We start from the raw sequence: 18,540 nt of genomic DNA, 5'->3' as shown, positions 1-18,540 counted from the left end.
AGCAGGGATATTTTCGCGTGGGACATTTTTTGAACAGCCGTAAAATTTCATTTCGCAACGCCTTGCTGGCCAGCATGGCCGGACTTTTGTTGATTGCCTTAGCTGGCGCCTACTGGGGCTACGTGAAGCTCGTGTTTGAGCCCAGTTTGCGCAAGGTCTCTCTGGTGCAAATGCAGCGCACCGGGGACAGCGTTCACTATCAGCTGGATGGCTTGCTGGGAGATACGGCGCGGCTGCTCTCGATGGCTCGGCGCTGGGCAGAGCAGTCGCAAGTAAGCCCCGATAGTACGACGTCGCTCAATGCTTACTTTTATCCGCTGTTACAAGAAACGCCGCACATCACCTCGGCGATGTTGGCGACCTCGGGTGGTCGCGAGTGGTTGCTAATGCAAAGCCGTGGTGCACAGCCCTGGCGCATGCGCTTAAGCGATGTGGCGCGGGGAAGCTATCGGCTAATGGAGATGGATGCACTGGGCGTGCGCCGCCCCGGAGGAGAGTCCGCGCTAGCGCTAGATTACGACCCGCGCCAGAGACCCTGGTTTGCCGGTGCGCTTAATGCCGGTGCTGCAAAGGTACACTGGACCGATGTGTACTTGTTTTTTTCATCGGGGCAGCCGGGCATAACGGTGTCGACGTCGTGGCTCAACAGCAGCGGCGAGACTATGGTGCTGGGGCTGGATATTCTGTTGACAGACCTGTCGTCGCTGGTGGATACACTTAACAAAGATACCGACACGCAGGTTATTATTTTTACAGATGCCAACCAGGTGTTAGGTGCCCCCAGTAATTACCGCGCATCCAGCGGCGCTAATCGCAGCGACCAGAGCTTGCAACAATTGGATAAAGTGCTTACCGGGCCGTTGCTTGCAGGTTGGCAGCAGTGGCAGGAGGGCGGGCGGCGCGATCACGATGTGGGGCGTTATCAGGTGAATGATGACACCTGGTATTATTCGTTTATGCCTTATGCGCTAGAAACCATGCGAATTTGGGTGGGGAGCTACGCGCCAGAGCGGGTGTTTATTCCCGGTGCGGCCAGTCATCAGCATTGGTTGATTGGCATTATGCTGTTTGTATTGCTTGTGGGGGCGCTGTTGGCCGCTGCATTGGCGCGCCGCTTCACGCGACCGTTAAGTGAATTGATTCGGCAAAACCAGCGTATCGCCGAGCTGGATTTTAGTGAACCTGTGACGCTGCACGTGGCGATCATGGAGATCGACCAACTGTTTGCCGTGCAGCACCGCACCCGCCAGCTTCTGCGCAACGCCACCGGAGAGCTGCGGCGCCACAAAGAGCAGTTGGAGCAAACCGTCAGTCAGCGCACCCGCGCACTGCAAACGACCAATAAAAAATTAGTGCAGGCGCGCCGCGAAGCCGAGGCCGCCACCGATGCTAAATCGTCGTTTTTGGCCAATATGAGCCATGAGATCCGCACGCCCATGAACGCCATTATTGGCCTTGGCCACTTGATGGGCGGTACTAAACTCAATGAAAAGCAGCGTGAGTATCTGGATAAAATTAACGGCGCATCGCACTCGCTACTGGGCATTATTAACGATGTGTTAGATTTTTCCAAAATCGAAGCTGGGCACATGGAACTGGAGAGCGTCGAGTTCAGCTTGTTGGAGTTGATCGACACCGTTTGCACCATTGCCGGGGTTAAATTTAGTGAGAAGCCCGAAGTAGAGTTGTTGTTGTATATCGATGCCCGTGTGCCAGAAGTCCTAAAGGGCGATCCGGTGCGCCTGCAGCAGGTATTAATTAACCTGCTGGGTAATGCGATTAAGTTTACCGAGAAAGGCTCGGTAACACTGGCTATCGAGGTGGCCGGTTCGGGGGCCGATGTGGGCGCTTTAGCGCTAACGTTTAGCGTAACCGATACCGGCATCGGCATGAACAAAGAGCAGCAGGGCAAGTTGTTTAAAGTGTTTTCTCAGGCGGATGAATCGACCACCCGCAAGTATGGTGGGACAGGCTTAGGCTTGTCGATTTGTCGCCGTTTGGTAGAGCTCATGGGGGGCGAAATCAGTGTCAAGAGCGCTCCCGGCAAGGGCAGCCGCTTTAGTTTTTTTGCCACCTTTGCGGCCCCGAGAAAACTGGGCAAGGGGCATCGGTTACCCGCCGCTATTCAGGGTAAGCAGGTGCTGGTGGTGGATGATAACTCAACATCACGGCAAATTTTGGCGGTCTACGGCAAGGCGGCTGGCTTGCAGGTCACGGCGGTGGAGTCGGGGGCGAAAGCGCTTAATGTATTAGCCGAGTCGAGCTTTGATCTGGTACTTCTGGATTGGAAAATGCCAGAGATGGACGGTATTCAGTTTGCCCGTACCTTGAGCGAGCGCGACGGCCATTTGCCGCCCTCCATTATGGTGACGGCCTACGATAGCTACACACTTACGCAGCAAGCCAAGGCACTGGGCATTCAGGAGGTGCTGGTAAAACCGATTGATCCGCTGCGCCTGCGCGATGCCATCGCGCGCGCGCTCGGCGAGTCGGTGCCGCACAGCACAGCACACAACACCAGACGCAACGACAGTGTCGATTTAACCGGAGCCACTTTGCTGGTGGTGGATGATAATGAGCTCAATCAACAGGTGGCCAGTGAGCTGCTCGAGGCGGTTGGGGCCAGGGTGCGTTTGGCCGGTGACGGGCAGCAGGCGCTCGATGCGATGTCTTACGAGCCGTTTGATTGTGTTTTGATGGATATTCAGATGCCTGTTATGGACGGCTACACCGCCACCAGCCGTATCCGTGCCATGGGCGAGGTGGGGGCCCTGCCCATTATTGCTATGACCGCCAATGCCACCGCCGAAGATCGCGACCGGGCGCGCGCGGTAGGCATGAATGACTATATTGCCAAGCCCATCGATGTGCGCGAGCTGTACCAAAAAATTGCGCACTATCTACCCGAGCGGCAAATAAGCGATACCGAGACGCCTCTGGACGAGAGCGCGAAGCCAGAGGCGCTTAACGTTAACCTCGATCCCGATATAGTGGCGCTGGATGAAGCCCTGGAGCGAGTCGGCGGCAACGAGAGTACGCTGTGGCGCCTGGCCGATAGTTTTTGTCGCACCCAAGGCGGTGCCAGCCGGGCGATCGCCGAAGCTTACGCGCAAGACCCTGAAGAGGCGCAGCGTATGGCGCATACCCTTAAAGGCCTGGCCGGCTCGCTCGGAGCGCATCAGTTGCAGCCTCTGGCGGCAAAAGTTGAAACCGACATTGCCCGCGGTGAATTAGGGCAAGCGGCGCTGACAGAGCTCTCGCGAGCGCTCAGCTCGGTGGTTAACGAGTTGGAGCGGCTGCCGAGACCCGGTAGCCCAGTGGCGCAGACGAGCGAGCTAAGCGAGGCTGAAGTGGCGTCGCTAATCGACGCTTTGACGGAACAGCTAAAAAGCGCCGATACTAATGCAAGGTTGACGATAGCTACCTTGCGTGGGGCTCTGCCGGAGGACGACGGCCTGGATGAGATCGAGCAGGATATCGAACACTATGAATTCGATCAGGCACAGGTGGCGCTAGCGCGCTGGCAGCAGGGTAAAACATGACACCAGAGGTGCAAATGGACGGCAGAAAAACGATTTTGGTGGTTGACGATACCCCTGAAAACATCGATGTTCTGGTGGGGCTTTTGTCGTCGGAGTATCGGGTACGGGCGGCTACTCGCGGCATCAAAGCGTTAGAGTTGGCGGCTTCTGATCATCCGCCTGACCTTATCCTGCTCGATATCATGATGCCCGAGATGGATGGCTATGAAGTGTGCCGGCGGCTCAAGGCAAACCCGATTACCGCCTCGATACCGGTTATTTTTGTCACCGCGAAAATCGAGGTGAGTGACGAAATTCAAGGGTTTGAGCTGGGAGCCATTGATTTTCTAAGTAAGCCCATCAGCCCGCCTATTTTATTGCGTCGGGTAAAAACACATTTGGCGCTCGCCGATCAAACCCATGCGTTACAAGAAATGGTGATCGAACGCACCGCCGAGCTGGAGCTTAGTCAGCTGCAAGTTGTGCACTGCCTGGGGCGCGCGGCGGCTTTTCGGGAGCAGGGCAGCAATGCGCACGCCCTGCGCATCAGTCGCTACAGTCGCATGTTAGGCGAGGAGGCTGGCATGGGGCCGGAGGATGCCGCTCGGCTACTTAACGCGAGCTTGATGTATGACGTGGGCAAAATAGGCCTGCCCGACAAGCTGCTTGAGGCCGCCAGTAACCCCGGTAAAGGGGCTCGGGCCATTATTGACGCTGAGATTAAGTTTGGCGTTAAAATCCTTGGTAATGATAATTCCCAGTTGTTGACGATGGCCCGCACCATTGTAACGACCTTTCGTGAGCACTATGACGGTAGCGGTTATCCGAAAGGCCTAAAAGGCAGTGATATACCCCTGGTGGGGCGTATTGTGGCCATCGCCGATATGTTTGAGACACTAACCACTCAGCGGGCCCACACCGAGGCCTATTCAGTTCCGGAGGCGCTTATCCAGCTTGAGGCCTGCGCCGGGGTTCAGTTTGACCCAGAGTTGGTAAGACGGTTTTGCTCTGCCGAGTCTGAGATTTTGGAAATTAAAAGCGTATTGGGCGATTAACGCGCAATAGCGCCTTCGTGCTATGTCCTGAGCGGTTTCTCCACGCCTCCCTCTGAGGTATAATTGCGCGTTTTTTGGCGGCCAGAGGGCAACCTCTGTGCGTTTTTGGTAGGTCTAAGGGGCTTTTTACATACCCACAGCCCCTTAATGTGGAGAATCGGGTAATGCCTATCTATGAATATCGCTGTCAGGCTTGCGGTCACGAGCTCGAAGCCTTACAAAAAATGAGCGATGCGCCACTGGTCGATTGCCCCCAGTGCCAGCAGAGTGAACTGACCAAAAAAATATCCGCAGCGGGCTTTCGCCTCAAAGGCGGCGGCTGGTATGAGACAGACTTTAAGTCGGGTAACAAAAAGAACCTCGTCGGAGACGCTGCCAAAGCTGGCAGCAAGCAAAAGGAAAGCGCGCCAGCGCCCAGCACTCCGGCCAGTTAATTTCGGGTGTAGACCCTAAAAACAGAGACAACGGGAAACAGATTATGCGCAGTGAATACTGTGGCGCTTTAAATGCCTCATTTATCGACCAAGAAGTCACCCTCTGTGGCTGGGTTGATCGTCGCCGCGACCACGGTGGTGTTATTTTTATCGATCTGCGAGACCGCGACGGTATTGTGCAGGTGGTATTTGATCCGGATACCAAAGAGAACTTTGCCCTGGCCGATAAAGTCCGCGGTGAATACGTACTGCAAGTTACCGGTAAAGTGCGTGCCCGCGATGCCGCCACCGTTAACGCCAATATGGCCACCGGTGAGGTAGAGGTTTACGGCACCGCGCTGGAGATTCTCAACGAAGCTGAGACGACGCCGTTTCCGCTATCCGAGCACTCGAGCGTGGGTGAGGACGTGCGCCTTAAATACCGCTACCTCGATTTGCGTCGTAACGAGATGCAAAAAGGTCTGCAGTTTCGCTCTAAGGTAACCATTGCCATTCGTAACTATCTGGACGAAAACGGCTTTTTGGATATCGAAACGCCGATTCTGACCCGCGCCACCCCCGAGGGTGCCCGGGATTATCTGGTGCCCTCGCGCACCCACGAAAACAAGTTTTTTGCTTTGCCGCAGTCGCCTCAGCTGTTTAAGCAGCTGCTGATGGTCTCGGGTTTTGATCGCTACTACCAGATCGCCAAGTGCTTTCGCGACGAAGACTTGCGCGCCGACCGCCAGCCAGAGTTTACCCAGATTGATATCGAAACCTCGTTTATGGACGAGGAAGGTATTATGGCGATTACCGAGGGTATGATTAAAAAGCTCTTTGGCGACTTAATGAGCGTCGATTTGGGCGAGTTTCCGCGTATGGATTACGCCACGGCCATTGCAAAATACGGCTCGGATAAGCCGGATATGCGTATTCCGCTAGAGCTGGTGGACGTTAAAGACTTGATGCTCGATGTGGACTTTAAAGTCTTCTCTGGCCCCGCCAAAGACCCGAAAGGCCGCGTCACTGCGCTTAAAGTGTCTGGCGGCAACGATAAGCTGACCCGTAAGCAAATCGACGACTACACCAAGTTTGTCGGTATTTACGGTGCTAAAGGCCTGGCCTATATCAAGGTCAACGATAAGGCCGACCTGGAAAACGGCCTGCAATCGCCCATTGTTAAGTTCCTGCCTAACGAGGTGCGCGGCGCCATACTCGAGCGCTTAGAGGCCGAAAACGGCGATCTGATCTTCTTTGGTGCCGACAAAGCCAATATCGTTACCGAAGCGCTGGGCGCACTGCGCTGCAAGCTGGGTGAAGATCTCGACCTTTATACTTGCGAGTGGGCTCCCTTGTGGGTGGTTGACTTCCCGATGTTTGAAGAGGGCGACGACGGCTCGATGCAGGCACTGCACCATCCGTTTACCGCGCCATCGTGCTCGCCCGATGAGCTTAAAGCCAATCCGGGCACGGCGCTGTCGCGCGCCTATGACATGGTACTTAACGGTACCGAGCTGGGCGGTGGTTCTGTGCGTATCCACAATCAGTCGATGCAGCAAGCCGTATTCGATATCCTCGGTATCAGTGCCGAGGAGCAGCGCGAAAAGTTTGGCTTTTTGCTGGATGCCCTTAAGTACGGCGCGCCGCCGCATGGTGGCTTGGCCTTTGGCCTCGATCGCCTGATTATGTTGATGACCGGTGCCAGCTCGATTCGCGATGTAATCGCCTTCCCTAAAACCCAGAGTGCGGCCTGTGTAATGACTGACGCGCCCGGTGCGGTGGATGCGGCCCAGTTGCGCGAGTTGCACATTCGTTTGCGCCAAAAAGAGCAAAAAGAAAAACCCGCCGAGTAATACCGGGCGGAAAGGCCTGATATTGGGCCCTAAAAACGGCCGGGCTTGCCCGGCCGTTTTGCGTTATTTACTCAGAAAACCTCAGACAAAAGCGGAGTCGACTATGGCTGGCCACAGTAAATGGGCAAACATTAAACACCGCAAAGCCGCTCAAGATGCCAAGCGCGGCAAGGTATTTACCAAAATTATTCGCGAGTTGTCGGTGGCTGCCAAAGGCGGCGATAACCCCGATGACAACCCGCGCCTGCGTGCCGCCATGGATAAAGCGCTGGGCGCCAATATGAAAAAAGACACCATCGATAAAGCCGTGGCCCGCGGTGCCGGCACCGCCGATGGAGATAATTACGAAGAGTGCACTTACGAGGGCTACGGTGTTGGCGGGGTTGCTGTGCTGGTTGAGTGCATGACCGACAACAAAAACCGCACCGTTGCCGAGGTGCGTCACGCGTTTAGTAAGCGCGGCGGCAATCTGGGCACCGATGGCTCGGTGGCCTACCTGTTTAGCAAAGTAGGGCAGCTCAATTACCCGGCAGAGGTAACTGAAGAGACGCTGATGGAGGCTGCGCTTGAGGCGGGTGCTGAAGATGTGGTGGTGCACAGCGATGGCAGTAAAGAGGTCGAGACTGCCTTTGAAGATTACTTTGACGTAAAAGAGGCGCTGCTGGAGCAGGGCCTCGCCCCCGAGTAGTCGCAGATCACCATGAAACCTTCAACGACGGTGGACTTGGATGCAGCGGGCGCGGAGAAGGTGATGGGCTTGGTAGATATGCTCGAAGATCTCGATGACGTGCAAAACGTTTATACCAACGCCGATATCAGTGATGCCGTGCTCGAGGAGCTTAATGGCTAGCTGTATTGCGCTGAGATGGCACCCGTGTGACACTTAAAAGCACTGATGAGGCGCACACTATGGCGATAATTATGGGGGTCGATCCGGGCTCCCGCAAAACCGGCTTTGGGCTGATTAATACGGTTGGCGGGCGCAGCGAATATATTACCAGTGGCGTCATTCGCGTGCCGGATGTCAGTTTGCCCGAGCGCCTAAAGGTGATTTTTGACAGCGTTAGCGAGCTGATTGAGCGTTATATTCCCGAGCAATTTGCCATCGAGCATGTATTTATGGCGAAAAACGCCGGCTCCGCCTTAAAGTTAGGGCAGGCCCGGGGAGCCGCCATTGTCGCTGCTGTTAACCACGACGTACCCGTGCACGAGTATGAAGCGCGTAAGGTGAAGCAAGCCATTACCGGCACGGGAGCGGCCGATAAGCTGCAAGTGCAGCACATGGTTAAAACCTTGCTCAAATTGCCTGCCGCCCCCCAGGAAGATGCCGCCGACGCGCTGGCCATCGCGTTATGTCATATAAATTCGCAGCAGCACCTGATAAAGCTCGCGACGGCGCGCAGCTTTCGGCGCGGTCGTGTGGTATAAAGCCCCTTATATTTTGGTTTTGGTCTTTAGGCGTTGGCGTGCGGTAAGTCGCTACGCGCCGCCAGTATAGCCAGACGACTATAACGATATAGAGATTAATAGGTAAACATGATCGGACGACTGAGCGGCGTGCTGGTGGAAAAACAGGCACCTTTTCTATTGCTGGATGTACAGGGTGTCGGTTATGAACTGCAGGCACCCATGACAACATTTTATGCCTTGCCTGAGGTTAATCACCCCGCCACGGTTTATACCCACCTGGCCATTAGCGATACGGCCCACCAACTGTTTGGTTTTGCCAAGCGCTCTGAGCGCGACTTGTTTCGCACCCTTATTAAAGTCAATGGCGTCGGCCCGAAAATGGCGGTAGCAATTTTGTCGGGTATGGATGCCGAGCAGCTTTCCCGTTGCGTCCACGATGACAATGTAACCGCGTTGGTCAAGGTGCCCGGTGTTGGCAAAAAAACCGCGGAAAGGCTAATCATTGAATTGCGCGATAAACTTGTGGCCGCCCCCGGTGCCGGTACCGACCTGCTAAGCGACCCGGTGGCCAGTGGCGATAATCCGCGGGATGAGCGAGATGAGGCTGAGAGCGCTCTGATCAGCCTGGGTTACAAACCAACCGAGGCGGCAAAGATGGTGTCGACTGCGGCGCGCACCAATGAGTCCGCCGGGGCCCAGGAGCTTATTCGGCTCTCGCTCAAACGTATCGCAAGCTAGGTATTTAGCATGATAGAAACAGACCGCCTTATTGCCCCTGAGCCGAGCTCCCGCGAAGAGCAGCTCGACCGGGCTATCCGCCCCAAATCGCTCGCCGAGTACGTGGGTCAGCCGGCGGTGCGCGAGCAAATGGAAATTTTTATCGAGGCGGCCAAAAAACGCGGCGAGTCGCTCGATCACACCCTAATTTTTGGCCCGCCCGGGCTTGGCAAAACCACGCTGGCGAATATTATCGCGCAAGAGATGGGGGTATCGCTCAAAAGCACGTCGGGCCCGGTGCTCGAAAAGGCCGGTGACCTGGCGGCGCTTATGACCAATTTAGAGCCAGGCGATGTACTTTTTATCGATGAGATCCATCGCTTAAGCCCCGTAGTGGAAGAGATTTTGTATCCGGCGATGGAAGATTTTCAGCTGGATATCGTGATTGGTGAAGGTCCGGCGGCGCGCTCCATTAAGCTTGATTTACCCCCCTTTACTTTGGTGGGCGCGACGACACGGGCGGGCCTGTTAACCTCGCCGTTGCGTGACCGGTTTGGCATTGTGCAACGGCTTGAGTTTTACAATATTGCCGATCTCACACACATTGTGGCGCGCTCGGCCAATTTATTGGGAATGCCCACCGAGCCCGAGGGCGCGGCCGAGGTGGCCAAGCGCTCGCGCGGTACGCCGCGTATTGCCAACCGACTTTTGCGCCGGGTGCGCGACTATGCCGAGATTAAAGCCGATGGTCACGTTAGCGCCAGCGTCGCCGATCAGGCGTTAAATATGCTTAAGGTAGACGCGCGCGGTTTTGATCATATGGATCGGCGCTTACTGTTGGCGATGATGGATAACTTTCTCGGCGGGCCGGTGGGGATCGACTCGCTGGCGGCCGCCATTAGTGAGGAGCGCGGAACCATTGAGGATGTGATTGAACCCTATTTAATTCAGCAGGGGTTTGTGTCGCGCACCCCGCGCGGGCGAATTTTGACCGCGCTCGCCTACGAGCACTTTGGCATCGATGTGCCTGCCAGACTAAGCGACCCGCAATGAGCCAAACCGACACTCCACAGGGACTTAACGGCGCCTTCTCGATACCGGTACGGGTCTACATCGAAGATACCGATGCCGGCGGAATTGTCTACTACGTCAATTACCTAAAATTTATGGAGCGCAGCCGTACAGAATTTTTGCGCCAATACGGTTATGATAAGCCAGCTATTTTAGAAGACGGTACCTTGTTGGTTGTGCACAAGGCCGAGGTCAATTACCGCCGCTCGGCGCGGCTGGACGATTTATTAACGGTTACCACCGAGGTTGATACCTTAGCGCGTACCAATGTACTGTTTAAACAACGCATCTATCGTGGGAACGAATTGCTTTGCGAGGGTCTAATTCGCATCGCGTGTGTTAACCCCGATACCATGCGGCCGTGTGCAATGCCTGCGGCAATGCGCGCGCAAATTGCCAAGGGTGGATGATCTTTAATCATTTGCCGGCTCGCGTGTTAGCGCAACTGAAATAACGGGAAGGTTGTATCCGCAGTGGGTATAACCACGGAATAACTTTAAGAGCTGAACGATCTATGCCAAATGAACATTCGTTATCCATCTGGGGATTAATTGCCAACGCCAGCTTATTGGTACAAATGGTAATGGCACTGTTATTTCTGGCATCCATCGTTTCGTGGGTCATGATTATTCAGCGCGGTATGTACCAGCGCCGTGCCCGGGCAAAATTTTTGGCGTTTGAAAAACAGTTTTGGTCGGGTATCGACTTAAACCAGCTCTACCGCCAGAGTAATGGCCGTACCGGTAAAAACGCGGTTGATGGGGTCGAAAATATTTTTCGCGCCGGCTTTAAAGAGTTTACCCGGTTACGGTCTCAGTCGAGTGCTGACTCGGATGCGGTGATGGAAGGCTGTCAGCGGGCGATGCGTGTCGCGCTGGCGCGTGAAGAAGAAAAGTTAGAAGCTAACTTGCCATTTTTGGCGAGTGTGGCTTCGGTCAGCCCCTACGTTGGGTTGTTTGGTACTGTGTGGGGCATTATGAATTCGTTCCGTGGCCTTGCGAACGTGCATCAGGCTACCTTGGCCACTGTTGCCCCGGGTATTTCCGAGGCGCTGGTGGCGACCGCGATGGGGCTGTTTGCCGCCATTCCCGCCGTTTTGGCCTACAACCGCTACTCGGCGCGAGCAGAAACTATGGAGAATAATTATCAGACGTTTGCCGAAGAATTTTCGGCAATCTTGCACCGCCAGGTGCACAGCAAACAAGTCTCTTCTTGATTCTGATAACCGGCGATTACAGGCAGCAAAATGGCAGCGTTTGGCCCGAAAGTTAAAAAGAAACCCATGGCAGAGATCAACGTCGTGCCCTATATCGACGTGATGCTGGTGCTGTTGGTGGTGTTTATGGTGACCGCGCCAATGCTAATGCAGGGCGTGCAGGTGGATTTACCACAGGCGCCATCTGAGCCCATCGACGATAAAGAAGATGAGCCACTCATTGTGTCAGTCGATAAGTCTGGCGCTTACTACATTGAGCTTGGTGGCGAGCCCAAGCAAGCTAAACCCTTGCCCGATATTACGGCTATGGTCAGTAAGGTGTTGGGCGAAAAACCCACCACGCCGGTACTGGTGTGGGGGGACAGTGAAGTGAGCTACGGGGTAGTGGTTTCTTTGATGACCGAGCTGCAGGGGGCCGGTGCGCCCTCGGTGGGCTTAGTGACAGACCCACCTAAGTGATGGGCTCTATCACCTTATGAATTGGCGTAACTTATATACCCTTCCGGTTATTATTAGCGTTGGCTTGCACTTGATATTGGTGTTGGTGATTACCATTGGTTGGGAATCCACCATTGACCCCACACCGCGTGTGTTTAAGCCTAATGTTGTGCAGGCGCAATTGGTCGAACTCAAAGCCAAGGATACGGCCGAGCCCGTGCAAAAAAAGACCAATGTGATCGACTTAACCAAAAAGCGCGAGCTCGATCAGCAAAAAGCGGCCGCGGCAAAAAAAGCCAAAGAGGAGGCGGCGCGCAAAGCACGGGTTGAGCGCGAGAAAAAAGCCAAGGCCGAGGCTGAACGCAAACGCAAGCTTGAGGAGCAGCGCCAGGCTGAGGCCGAGGCCAAACGCCGCGCCGAGAAAGCCGCACAGGAAAAGGCCGAGCGTGAGCGCCAGGAGCGTATCGCCCAGGAGCGTCTGGATGAAGCTTTGCGCAAAGAGGAGCAGCAGCATCAGGCCGAGCTTGCCGAGGCGCAAAGCCAAAGCTACGTCAATATGATCGCCTCACGTATTGAGCAAAATTGGAGTCGGCCACCTTCGGCGCGCCGTGGAATGCAGGTCGAGCTCTTGATACAGTTGGTACCAACGGGCCAGGTGGTGAATGTTACTGTCACTAAAAGTAGTGGCAACGCGGCCTTCGACCGCTCGGCCGAGCAGGCGGTGCGTCGCATCGACCGTTTTAGCGAGCTCAAAAATATGCCGCCGGAGCTGTTTGAGCAAAATTTTCGCCAGTTAAGATTAGTCTTTAACCCCAAGGATTTACGATTGTGAGAAAACTACTAGCGCTGTTATTTTGTTGTTTCGTGTCGCCGGCATTTGCCCAGCTCACCATCGAGATTACCCAGGGTGTCGACAACCCTACCCGCATCGCTGTTGTGCCAATGGGGTGGGGCGGTACGGCGCCCTTGCCAGAAGACGTTGCCGAAATTGTATCGGCCGATTTACAGCGCAGCGGGCAGTTTGACCCGGTGGCCCGCACCAGCATGTTGTCGTTTCCCACCAAGCCGGAGGATGTCTTTTATCGCGACTGGCGCGCGATGGGCGCCGAGTACTTGCTCGTTAGCAGTGCCGAGCAGCGCGGCGGCCGCTATTTTGTGACCTACGACGTGTTTGATGTACTGGCCCAGCGCAAGGTGATTAGCTCGGGCAAGGTCGACGGTAGCCCCGAGCAATTGCGTGATATTGCCCACCACATTAGCGACAAAGTGTACGAAAAGATTACCGGTATTCGCGGGGCATTTTCGACCCAGGTACTGTATGTGGAGGCTTTTCAGCAGGAGGGGCAGGATGACAACTTCCGATTAATGCTGGCCGATGCCGACGGTGCGCGCTCGCGCTTGTTGCTTGAGTCGACTGAGCCGCTGTTGTCGCCCACTTGGTCGCCCGATGGCCGGGAAATCGCTTATGTATCCTTTGAGACAACTCGCCCGGCGATTTTCAAGCAGAACTTGGCTACCGGCCAGCGCGAACAATTAACCAATTTTACCGGCTTAAACGGTGCTCCGGCGTTCTCTCCCGACGGCAATAAGCTTGCTATGGTGCTGTCAAAAGACGGCAACCCGGAGATTTACACGCTAGATTTACGTACACGTCAGTTTACCCGGGTGACTAATCACTATGCGATTGATACCGAACCGAGCTGGACGGCCGAGGGTGATGGCGTCGTATTTACCTCAAATCGCGGCGGTAAACCACAAATTTATAAAGTGACACTTGCCAGCGGGCGGGTAGAGCGCTTAACCTTCGATGGCGAGTACAATGCTCGCGGGCGAGTCTCGAAAGACGGAAAAACCCTGGTTATGGTCCATCAGCGCAATGGCGTATTCCACATCGCTGCGCAGGATCTGACCACCGGGACTTTACGGATATTAACCGAGACAAACCTCGATGAATCGCCTACTATAGCGCCTAATGGGGCTATGTTGCTGTACGCGACACGGTTTGGGGGAAAGGGTATACTGGCAGCGGTTTCACTGGATGCCGGTACAAAGTATCGTTTGCCATCTAAGCAGGGAGATGTAAGGGAGCCTGCTTGGTCGCCATTTTTTAACTGATTGTTCAGTTTGCTCAAAAAATCAACAACTTGATCGGAGTTAATCATGATTACTAAAGCAATGAAACAGGGTTTAAGTTTTGCATTTGTCATGGCTTTCCTTGTGGGCTGTTCCAGCACAGATACTAAAACCGACGAAGATGCGGCGGGTACTGGCGCGAACGGCGGTGTAACAACCGGTACTGCGGATGGTGGCGGACTGGGTTCCAGCGATGGCATGAACGACGGCATGGAAGAGCTGGATAAAGTTATTTACTTTGACTTCGATCAGGCAGTGCTGCTACCAGCTGCGCGCTCTTTGTTGCTGGCTCACGCCGAGCGCCTTCGCAACTCTGATGCGTCTGCACGTCTGGAAGGTCACGCCGATGAGCGCGGTTCACGCGAATACAACATGGCTTTGGGCGAGCGTCGTGCCAACGCTGTACGTGACTTCTTGGTTCTGCAAGGCGTAAGCCGCTCTAACCTGGAAGTCATCAGCTACGGTGAAGAGCGTCCACTGGCCCTTGGCAGTGGCGAATCTTCATGGAGCAAAAACCGTCGCGTAGAAATCGACTACTAAGAGTCATTGCGTGATGAGAGCCCCTCTGTTTGTTGCGGCCACCTTAGTGGCTGCCGTTTCGACAGCACAGGCTCAGGTTCAGGTTACCGACTCCTCGCCGCAATCAGCGGCGGGGCGTTCGGTCGACATTAATGTTCCTGGTGCCCGTCAAGCCACACCTCCCGCCCCGTCTAATACCAACCCTCAGGCCGAGCTGTTTTACCAGCTGCAAGCGTTGCAGCAAGAGGTAATGACTTTACGTGGTCTTGTTGAAGAGCAAGCGTTTGAGCTTAAACGGCTTAAACAGCAGCGTTTGGACGACTACCTGGACCTCGATCGTCGCGTTAGTGCTTTGACTACAGGTTCTGCAGGCGCGGCGACTGCCACTACCCCTCCGGTAAATGTAGCCTCTGAGCAGGAGGTCAGTTTGACGCCGGCTCCGACCGCCGTAGCAAGTGTCGGCGGGCCAGACGCCATTGCGGCTAAATCGGTCACTCCGGCGGATGCCACTGAGGCTGAAGTTTATGGTGCTGCCTACGATCTGCTTCGTCAGCGTGAGGTCGATGCATCCATTGGGGCTTTTAAAGATCACCTAACTCGGTTCCCAAATGGGGAATACACGGGTAACAGCTACTACTGGTTGGGTGAGATTTACCTGCTTAAAAACGACTTGCCAGCGGCCCAGCAGTGGTTCAGCGATTTGTTGCGGGAGTTTCCGGATAGCCGCAAGGTGCCCGATGCGCAGTTTAAGCTGGGTAAGGTCTACCATCTTCAGGGGCAGGACGCGCGTGCCAAAGAGCTGTTGAATATCGTTGCCTCCAGTAACTCCGATGCGTCGCGCTTGGCGCAGCAGTACCTTAAAGAAAGCTTTTAGCTATCTATCGGGCCTATCGGGGCCCGACCTTTCCCAATTCTGTCGTTAACGATCAAAAATGTCCCGCCTGAGCTCGCCTGCCGTATGAGGTATTAACTCGGGTTGCGGTGTGTCTCTGTGAATGGTATTGTACTAGTACATGAATACAGAAGAGCGCCATTTAAATGAGTTGGTCGACTATCTGCTGCAGGCGGATAGCTCGTCTCGCTTACGTGACATGCTTGAAGGGCTTTTGACCCCGGCTGAGTTGCACGCGATTTCGCAGCGCCTGCAGATTACACGACTGCTTAAATCGGGCGTGTCCCAGCGCGAGGTGGCAAAGCGCCTCGGGGTGGGCATAGCAACTGTTACGCGTGGTTCGCGGGCGCTACAGGCCGGGAAATTGGATAATATTTAAGGTTGAATTATGGCTAAGCCGAAAAAAATACAGATTCCGCGCAAGCCGAATTATGTCACCCTCGCTACCGAGTGTGACTTTTTTGAGTTGTTTAAAAAAATTGAAAAACAATTCGACAACTGCTTCTTGCTTGAATCATTAGGCGAGGAGAGCCATATATCGCGCTACTCGCTTATTGGTTTTGACCCCTATCAGTTGTTCTCGGCACGTGGCAAAGCGCTCACCATTACCGAGCGCGATGGTTCGTCAGTCGATTACCCCAGTGACAACCCCTACTATTTACTGCGCGATATTATGCCGCAGGATATTTTGTCCCGTGGGTATGCCGGTGGGCTAACCGGGTATATTGGCTACGACTGCATGAACTACTTTGAGCCCAGTATGAGCATTCAGCCGAGTGAGCATTTTGCGGCATTTAAGTTTGGCTTGTATAAAGACGGTTTGATCTTAGACAAGATGACCGCTGAGATATTTTATTTTTACTACGATGACGATCGTCAGGCGCTGGTGCAAGAGTTGATTGGGCAGGAGTATGGCGGTGACGGCCCTCTAAGTGTTACCCCGTTGGGTGACACGATGGATCGCGCCGGTCATGAGGCGGCGGTAGAGAAGGTTAAGCGGGATATTATCGAGGGTAAGATTTTTCAGTGTGAGGTCGGCTTTAAAACAGAGTTCAAGGTCTCCGGTGACACCGTTAATGTGTATCAGTCGATGCGCGAGATTAACCCTTCGCCGCAGATGTACTATCTGAAATTTGCTGAAGAGAAAGTCATAGGCGCAAGCCCCGAGTTGCTGTTCCGGTTGCGTCAGGGCGAGATGGAAACCTATCCGCTGGCAGGTACGGCAGCGCGAGGCGCCACAGAGGCGGAAGATAAAAAGCTTGCGCGTACGCTGCTAAATGATCCGAAAGAGATCGCCGAGCACAATATGATTGTCGATTTGCACCGCAACGACATTGGCCGTGTTGCTCAGTTTGGTACCGTTAAGGTGCGCAACCTGATGGATATCAAACGCTTTAGTCATGTGCAGCATATCTCAAGTGAAATTGTCGGTATTATGGCCGACTCCGAGGATATGTTTACCGCTTTGGCGAGTAATTTCCCGGCAGGTACCTTAACCGGCGCCCCCAAAATTGAAGCCATGAAAATCATTGATGAGTTGGAGCCCGATGGTCGCGGTCCCTATGGCGGTGCGGTGGGTCACTTCTCTTTTAACGGTGATTGCACCTTTGCTATTCCAATTCGCACGTTATTTGTTAATGGCGACTATAGCTATGTGCAAACCTGTGGCGGCAATGTGTATGACTCAAATGCTGCCGATGAGTATCAGGAGATTCAGAGAAAGTTTGCGGGCACCAAAAAAGTTCTGGATGCCTACAAGCCAGCCAGTAAGGGGGCGCACCAGTGAAAGTTTTAATTATTGATAACTACGATTCGTTTACCTACAACCTGTACCAGTACGTTGGTGAAGTCCTAACGGCCGAGAAATCCCACGGTAGCATTGCAAGCTTTGCTATTAGTGTAAAGCGCAACAACGAAGTCACGCTGGAGGAGGTGCGAGCCTGGCAGCCCGACCGTATTATTATTTCGCCAGGGCCTGGTTCGCCAGATGATAAAGCCTACTTTGGTGTTTGTGCTGAGGTTATTCTCGAGCTGGGTAAGTCCACGCCGCTATTGGGGGTTTGCCTGGGGATGCAGGGTATAACCCATGTGTTTGGTGGTAGGGTGGTTAAAGCCGGCCTCCCGGTACATGGTAAAACCAGCCCGATTTACCACGATGAGAGTGGTGTTTTTGCGGGTGCGCCACAGGGGCTCGATATTATGCGTTATCACTCTCTGGTGGCGGATCCGTCAAGTTTGCCGGAGTGTCTGGAGTTGACCGCTGTTGTGGCGCAGATTGGCCAGAGCAGTTTGGCCGAGGCTAAGCTCGATGGGGCGCCCATGGAAATTATGGGTGTGCGGCACAAAGAGTATCCGATCGAAGGGATTCAATTTCATCCGGAATCGTTTGCCACTGAGGGCGGTAAAGAGCTGTTAAAGCAGTTTTTGTTTAACGTGGCCAGTTGATTCTGCGTGGCTGAGGGTGCGCTGATCTTTCGTGTGTTGCTGTATTCAAGTCGGTGGCCGCGTCACACGTAACGCGTAAAAAGGGCCGGGGCTTAAAGAGGGGTGTTTAGCGCAGTGCGCTGCGCTAAACACCAGCGTGACGGGCTGCTAAAACCAGTAGGAAAATGTTGCCGAGCTGGTGTCGATACCATGGTTAGGCTTTTTTATGTTGGCGTTAGAGTGGTGAATAAACGTAAACGCCAGCTCAAACTGCTGCCGGCTGCCAAAACGTGTACCAAAAGAGAGTTTGTCTTCAAACTGAAAGTGGCTGCCAAAGTCCGCGCCGGTAAAGGTATCGGATTTGATCCAGGTTTCGCTGATGTAGCTAACACCTATGCCGGCCTCGACAAAGGGGGCTAGACCAAAGCTGTAGGCGTTTCGTTGAAGGCGGAAGATAGGAGTGACAAACACGCCGTACAAAGATTCGGCAGCGTCACGATACTGGGTCGCATCAGAGGTGCTTTCAAGGTAAAAGCCGCCGGCTTCAAATTGTCCGGTGAGGTACCAATTGCCTTCCGGGTCATCAAACCAGCGTTTGTCCCAGCCAAATCGACCGGCAACACGGTAAAAATCGTGATCCATATCGCTCGTCCCGGCGGCGATTGTGATGCCGTGGCTGTTGGGTGTGTCGGCGAGGGCGCCGCCGCAAGGAATAAACAATAATGTGAAGGTGCAAGCTATTAGGCGTAATGTGGCGCTAATCATAAATTATCTCGTTGTGTGTTCCGGCGGCAGCCGAGGTTGCTTGCGCTAAATTATCGGTAGTTTTGGCAGAAAATACAACGAGGGGGGTGAGCGAGTGGTGTGCCACTCGCTCG

At 54.3% G+C, this 18,540-nt stretch carries 18 protein-coding genes and 1 pseudogene; 18 read left to right on the top strand and 1 reads right to left on the bottom strand.

From position 1 onward, the window contains the following. Positions 1 to 29: 29 nt before the first annotated feature. The 18 genes and pseudogenes from AAC019_RS02815 (at position 30) to AAC019_RS02730 (ending at position 17,683) form a co-directional block, all read left to right on the top strand. Positions 30 to 3,542 (top strand): response regulator, encoded by a 3,513-nt coding sequence (locus AAC019_RS02815; RefSeq protein ID WP_339897035.1) that lies wholly within the window; start codon positions 30 to 32, stop codon positions 3,540 to 3,542. Positions 3,543 to 3,556: 14 nt separating this feature from the next. After that, a complete protein-coding gene (locus AAC019_RS02810) occupies positions 3,557 to 4,576 on the top strand; it encodes an HD domain-containing phosphohydrolase (RefSeq protein ID WP_339897034.1) in 1,020 nt (339 codons plus the stop codon). A gap of 164 nt (positions 4,577 to 4,740) precedes the next feature. After that, positions 4,741 to 5,010 (top strand): zinc ribbon domain-containing protein, encoded by a 270-nt coding sequence (locus AAC019_RS02805; RefSeq protein WP_339897033.1) that lies wholly within the window; start codon positions 4,741 to 4,743, stop codon positions 5,008 to 5,010. A 44-nt stretch (positions 5,011 to 5,054) separates the two neighbouring features. Then, a complete protein-coding gene (aspS, locus tag AAC019_RS02800; RefSeq protein WP_339897032.1) occupies positions 5,055 to 6,842 on the top strand; it encodes an aspartate--tRNA ligase in 1,788 nt (595 codons plus the stop codon). A gap of 103 nt (positions 6,843 to 6,945) precedes the next feature. Then, positions 6,946 to 7,692, top strand: a pseudogene (locus AAC019_RS02795) (YebC/PmpR family DNA-binding transcriptional regulator). A 59-nt stretch (positions 7,693 to 7,751) separates the two neighbouring features. Then, the gene (gene ruvC, locus AAC019_RS02790; protein ID WP_339897031.1) at positions 7,752 to 8,270 is read left to right on the top strand and encodes a crossover junction endodeoxyribonuclease RuvC; all 519 of its coding nucleotides are present in this window, start codon (positions 7,752 to 7,754) and stop codon (positions 8,268 to 8,270) included. Between the two features lie 108 nt (positions 8,271 to 8,378). After that, the gene (gene ruvA / locus AAC019_RS02785; RefSeq protein ID WP_339897030.1) at positions 8,379 to 8,990 is read left to right on the top strand and encodes a Holliday junction branch migration protein RuvA; all 612 of its coding nucleotides are present in this window, start codon (positions 8,379 to 8,381) and stop codon (positions 8,988 to 8,990) included. Positions 8,991 to 8,999: 9 nt separating this feature from the next. Continuing rightward, positions 9,000 to 10,022, top strand: coding sequence for a Holliday junction branch migration DNA helicase RuvB (gene ruvB / locus AAC019_RS02780; RefSeq protein WP_339897029.1), 1,023 nt, complete (start codon positions 9,000 to 9,002; stop codon positions 10,020 to 10,022). Continuing rightward, the gene (gene ybgC / locus AAC019_RS02775; RefSeq protein WP_339897028.1) at positions 10,019 to 10,450 is read left to right on the top strand and encodes a tol-pal system-associated acyl-CoA thioesterase; all 432 of its coding nucleotides are present in this window, start codon (positions 10,019 to 10,021) and stop codon (positions 10,448 to 10,450) included. Before ruvB ends, ybgC begins: the two co-directional genes overlap by 4 nt. Positions 10,451 to 10,554: 104 nt before the next feature. Continuing rightward, complete coding sequence (gene tolQ, locus AAC019_RS02770; RefSeq protein ID WP_041523080.1) at positions 10,555 to 11,256, top strand: protein TolQ; 702 nt, start codon at positions 10,555 to 10,557, stop codon at positions 11,254 to 11,256. Between the two features lie 30 nt (positions 11,257 to 11,286). Then, the gene (gene tolR, locus AAC019_RS02765) at positions 11,287 to 11,715 is read left to right on the top strand and encodes a protein TolR (RefSeq protein ID WP_041523081.1); all 429 of its coding nucleotides are present in this window, start codon (positions 11,287 to 11,289) and stop codon (positions 11,713 to 11,715) included. Between the two features lie 16 nt (positions 11,716 to 11,731). Then, positions 11,732 to 12,526: a cell envelope integrity protein TolA gene (gene tolA / locus AAC019_RS02760; protein ID WP_339897027.1), complete on the top strand. Its 795-nt coding sequence runs from the start codon at positions 11,732 to 11,734 to the stop codon at positions 12,524 to 12,526. Then, positions 12,523 to 13,809: a Tol-Pal system beta propeller repeat protein TolB gene (gene tolB / locus AAC019_RS02755; RefSeq protein ID WP_339897026.1), complete on the top strand. Its 1,287-nt coding sequence runs from the start codon at positions 12,523 to 12,525 to the stop codon at positions 13,807 to 13,809. Before tolA ends, tolB begins: the two co-directional genes overlap by 4 nt. A 45-nt stretch (positions 13,810 to 13,854) precedes the next feature. Continuing rightward, the gene (gene pal, locus AAC019_RS02750; RefSeq protein ID WP_339897025.1) at positions 13,855 to 14,367 is read left to right on the top strand and encodes a peptidoglycan-associated lipoprotein Pal; all 513 of its coding nucleotides are present in this window, start codon (positions 13,855 to 13,857) and stop codon (positions 14,365 to 14,367) included. Between the two features lie 13 nt (positions 14,368 to 14,380). Beyond that, a complete protein-coding gene (locus tag AAC019_RS02745) occupies positions 14,381 to 15,220 on the top strand; it encodes a YbgF trimerization domain-containing protein (RefSeq protein ID WP_339897113.1) in 840 nt (279 codons plus the stop codon). A 139-nt stretch (positions 15,221 to 15,359) separates the two neighbouring features. Then, positions 15,360 to 15,617 (top strand): Trp family transcriptional regulator, encoded by a 258-nt coding sequence (locus tag AAC019_RS02740; protein ID WP_339897024.1) that lies wholly within the window; start codon positions 15,360 to 15,362, stop codon positions 15,615 to 15,617. A 9-nt stretch (positions 15,618 to 15,626) separates the two neighbouring features. Beyond that, positions 15,627 to 17,024 (top strand): anthranilate synthase component I family protein, encoded by a 1,398-nt coding sequence (locus tag AAC019_RS02735; RefSeq protein ID WP_339897023.1) that lies wholly within the window; start codon positions 15,627 to 15,629, stop codon positions 17,022 to 17,024. Further along, the gene (locus tag AAC019_RS02730; RefSeq protein WP_339897022.1) at positions 17,021 to 17,683 is read left to right on the top strand and encodes an aminodeoxychorismate/anthranilate synthase component II; all 663 of its coding nucleotides are present in this window, start codon (positions 17,021 to 17,023) and stop codon (positions 17,681 to 17,683) included. Before AAC019_RS02735 ends, AAC019_RS02730 begins: the two co-directional genes overlap by 4 nt. Positions 17,684 to 17,830: 147 nt before the next feature. Here AAC019_RS02730 and AAC019_RS02725 read toward each other — a convergent pair whose 3' ends face one another. Next, a complete protein-coding gene (locus AAC019_RS02725; RefSeq protein ID WP_339897021.1) occupies positions 17,831 to 18,427 on the bottom strand; it encodes an acyloxyacyl hydrolase in 597 nt (198 codons plus the stop codon). Positions 18,428 to 18,540: the final 113 nt, after the last annotated feature.

The organism is uncultured Gilvimarinus sp., assembly GCF_963975215.1.
Taxonomy (GTDB): domain Bacteria; phylum Pseudomonadota; class Gammaproteobacteria; order Pseudomonadales; family Cellvibrionaceae; genus Gilvimarinus.
This window is presented reverse-complemented; position numbering and strand designations above follow the sequence as displayed.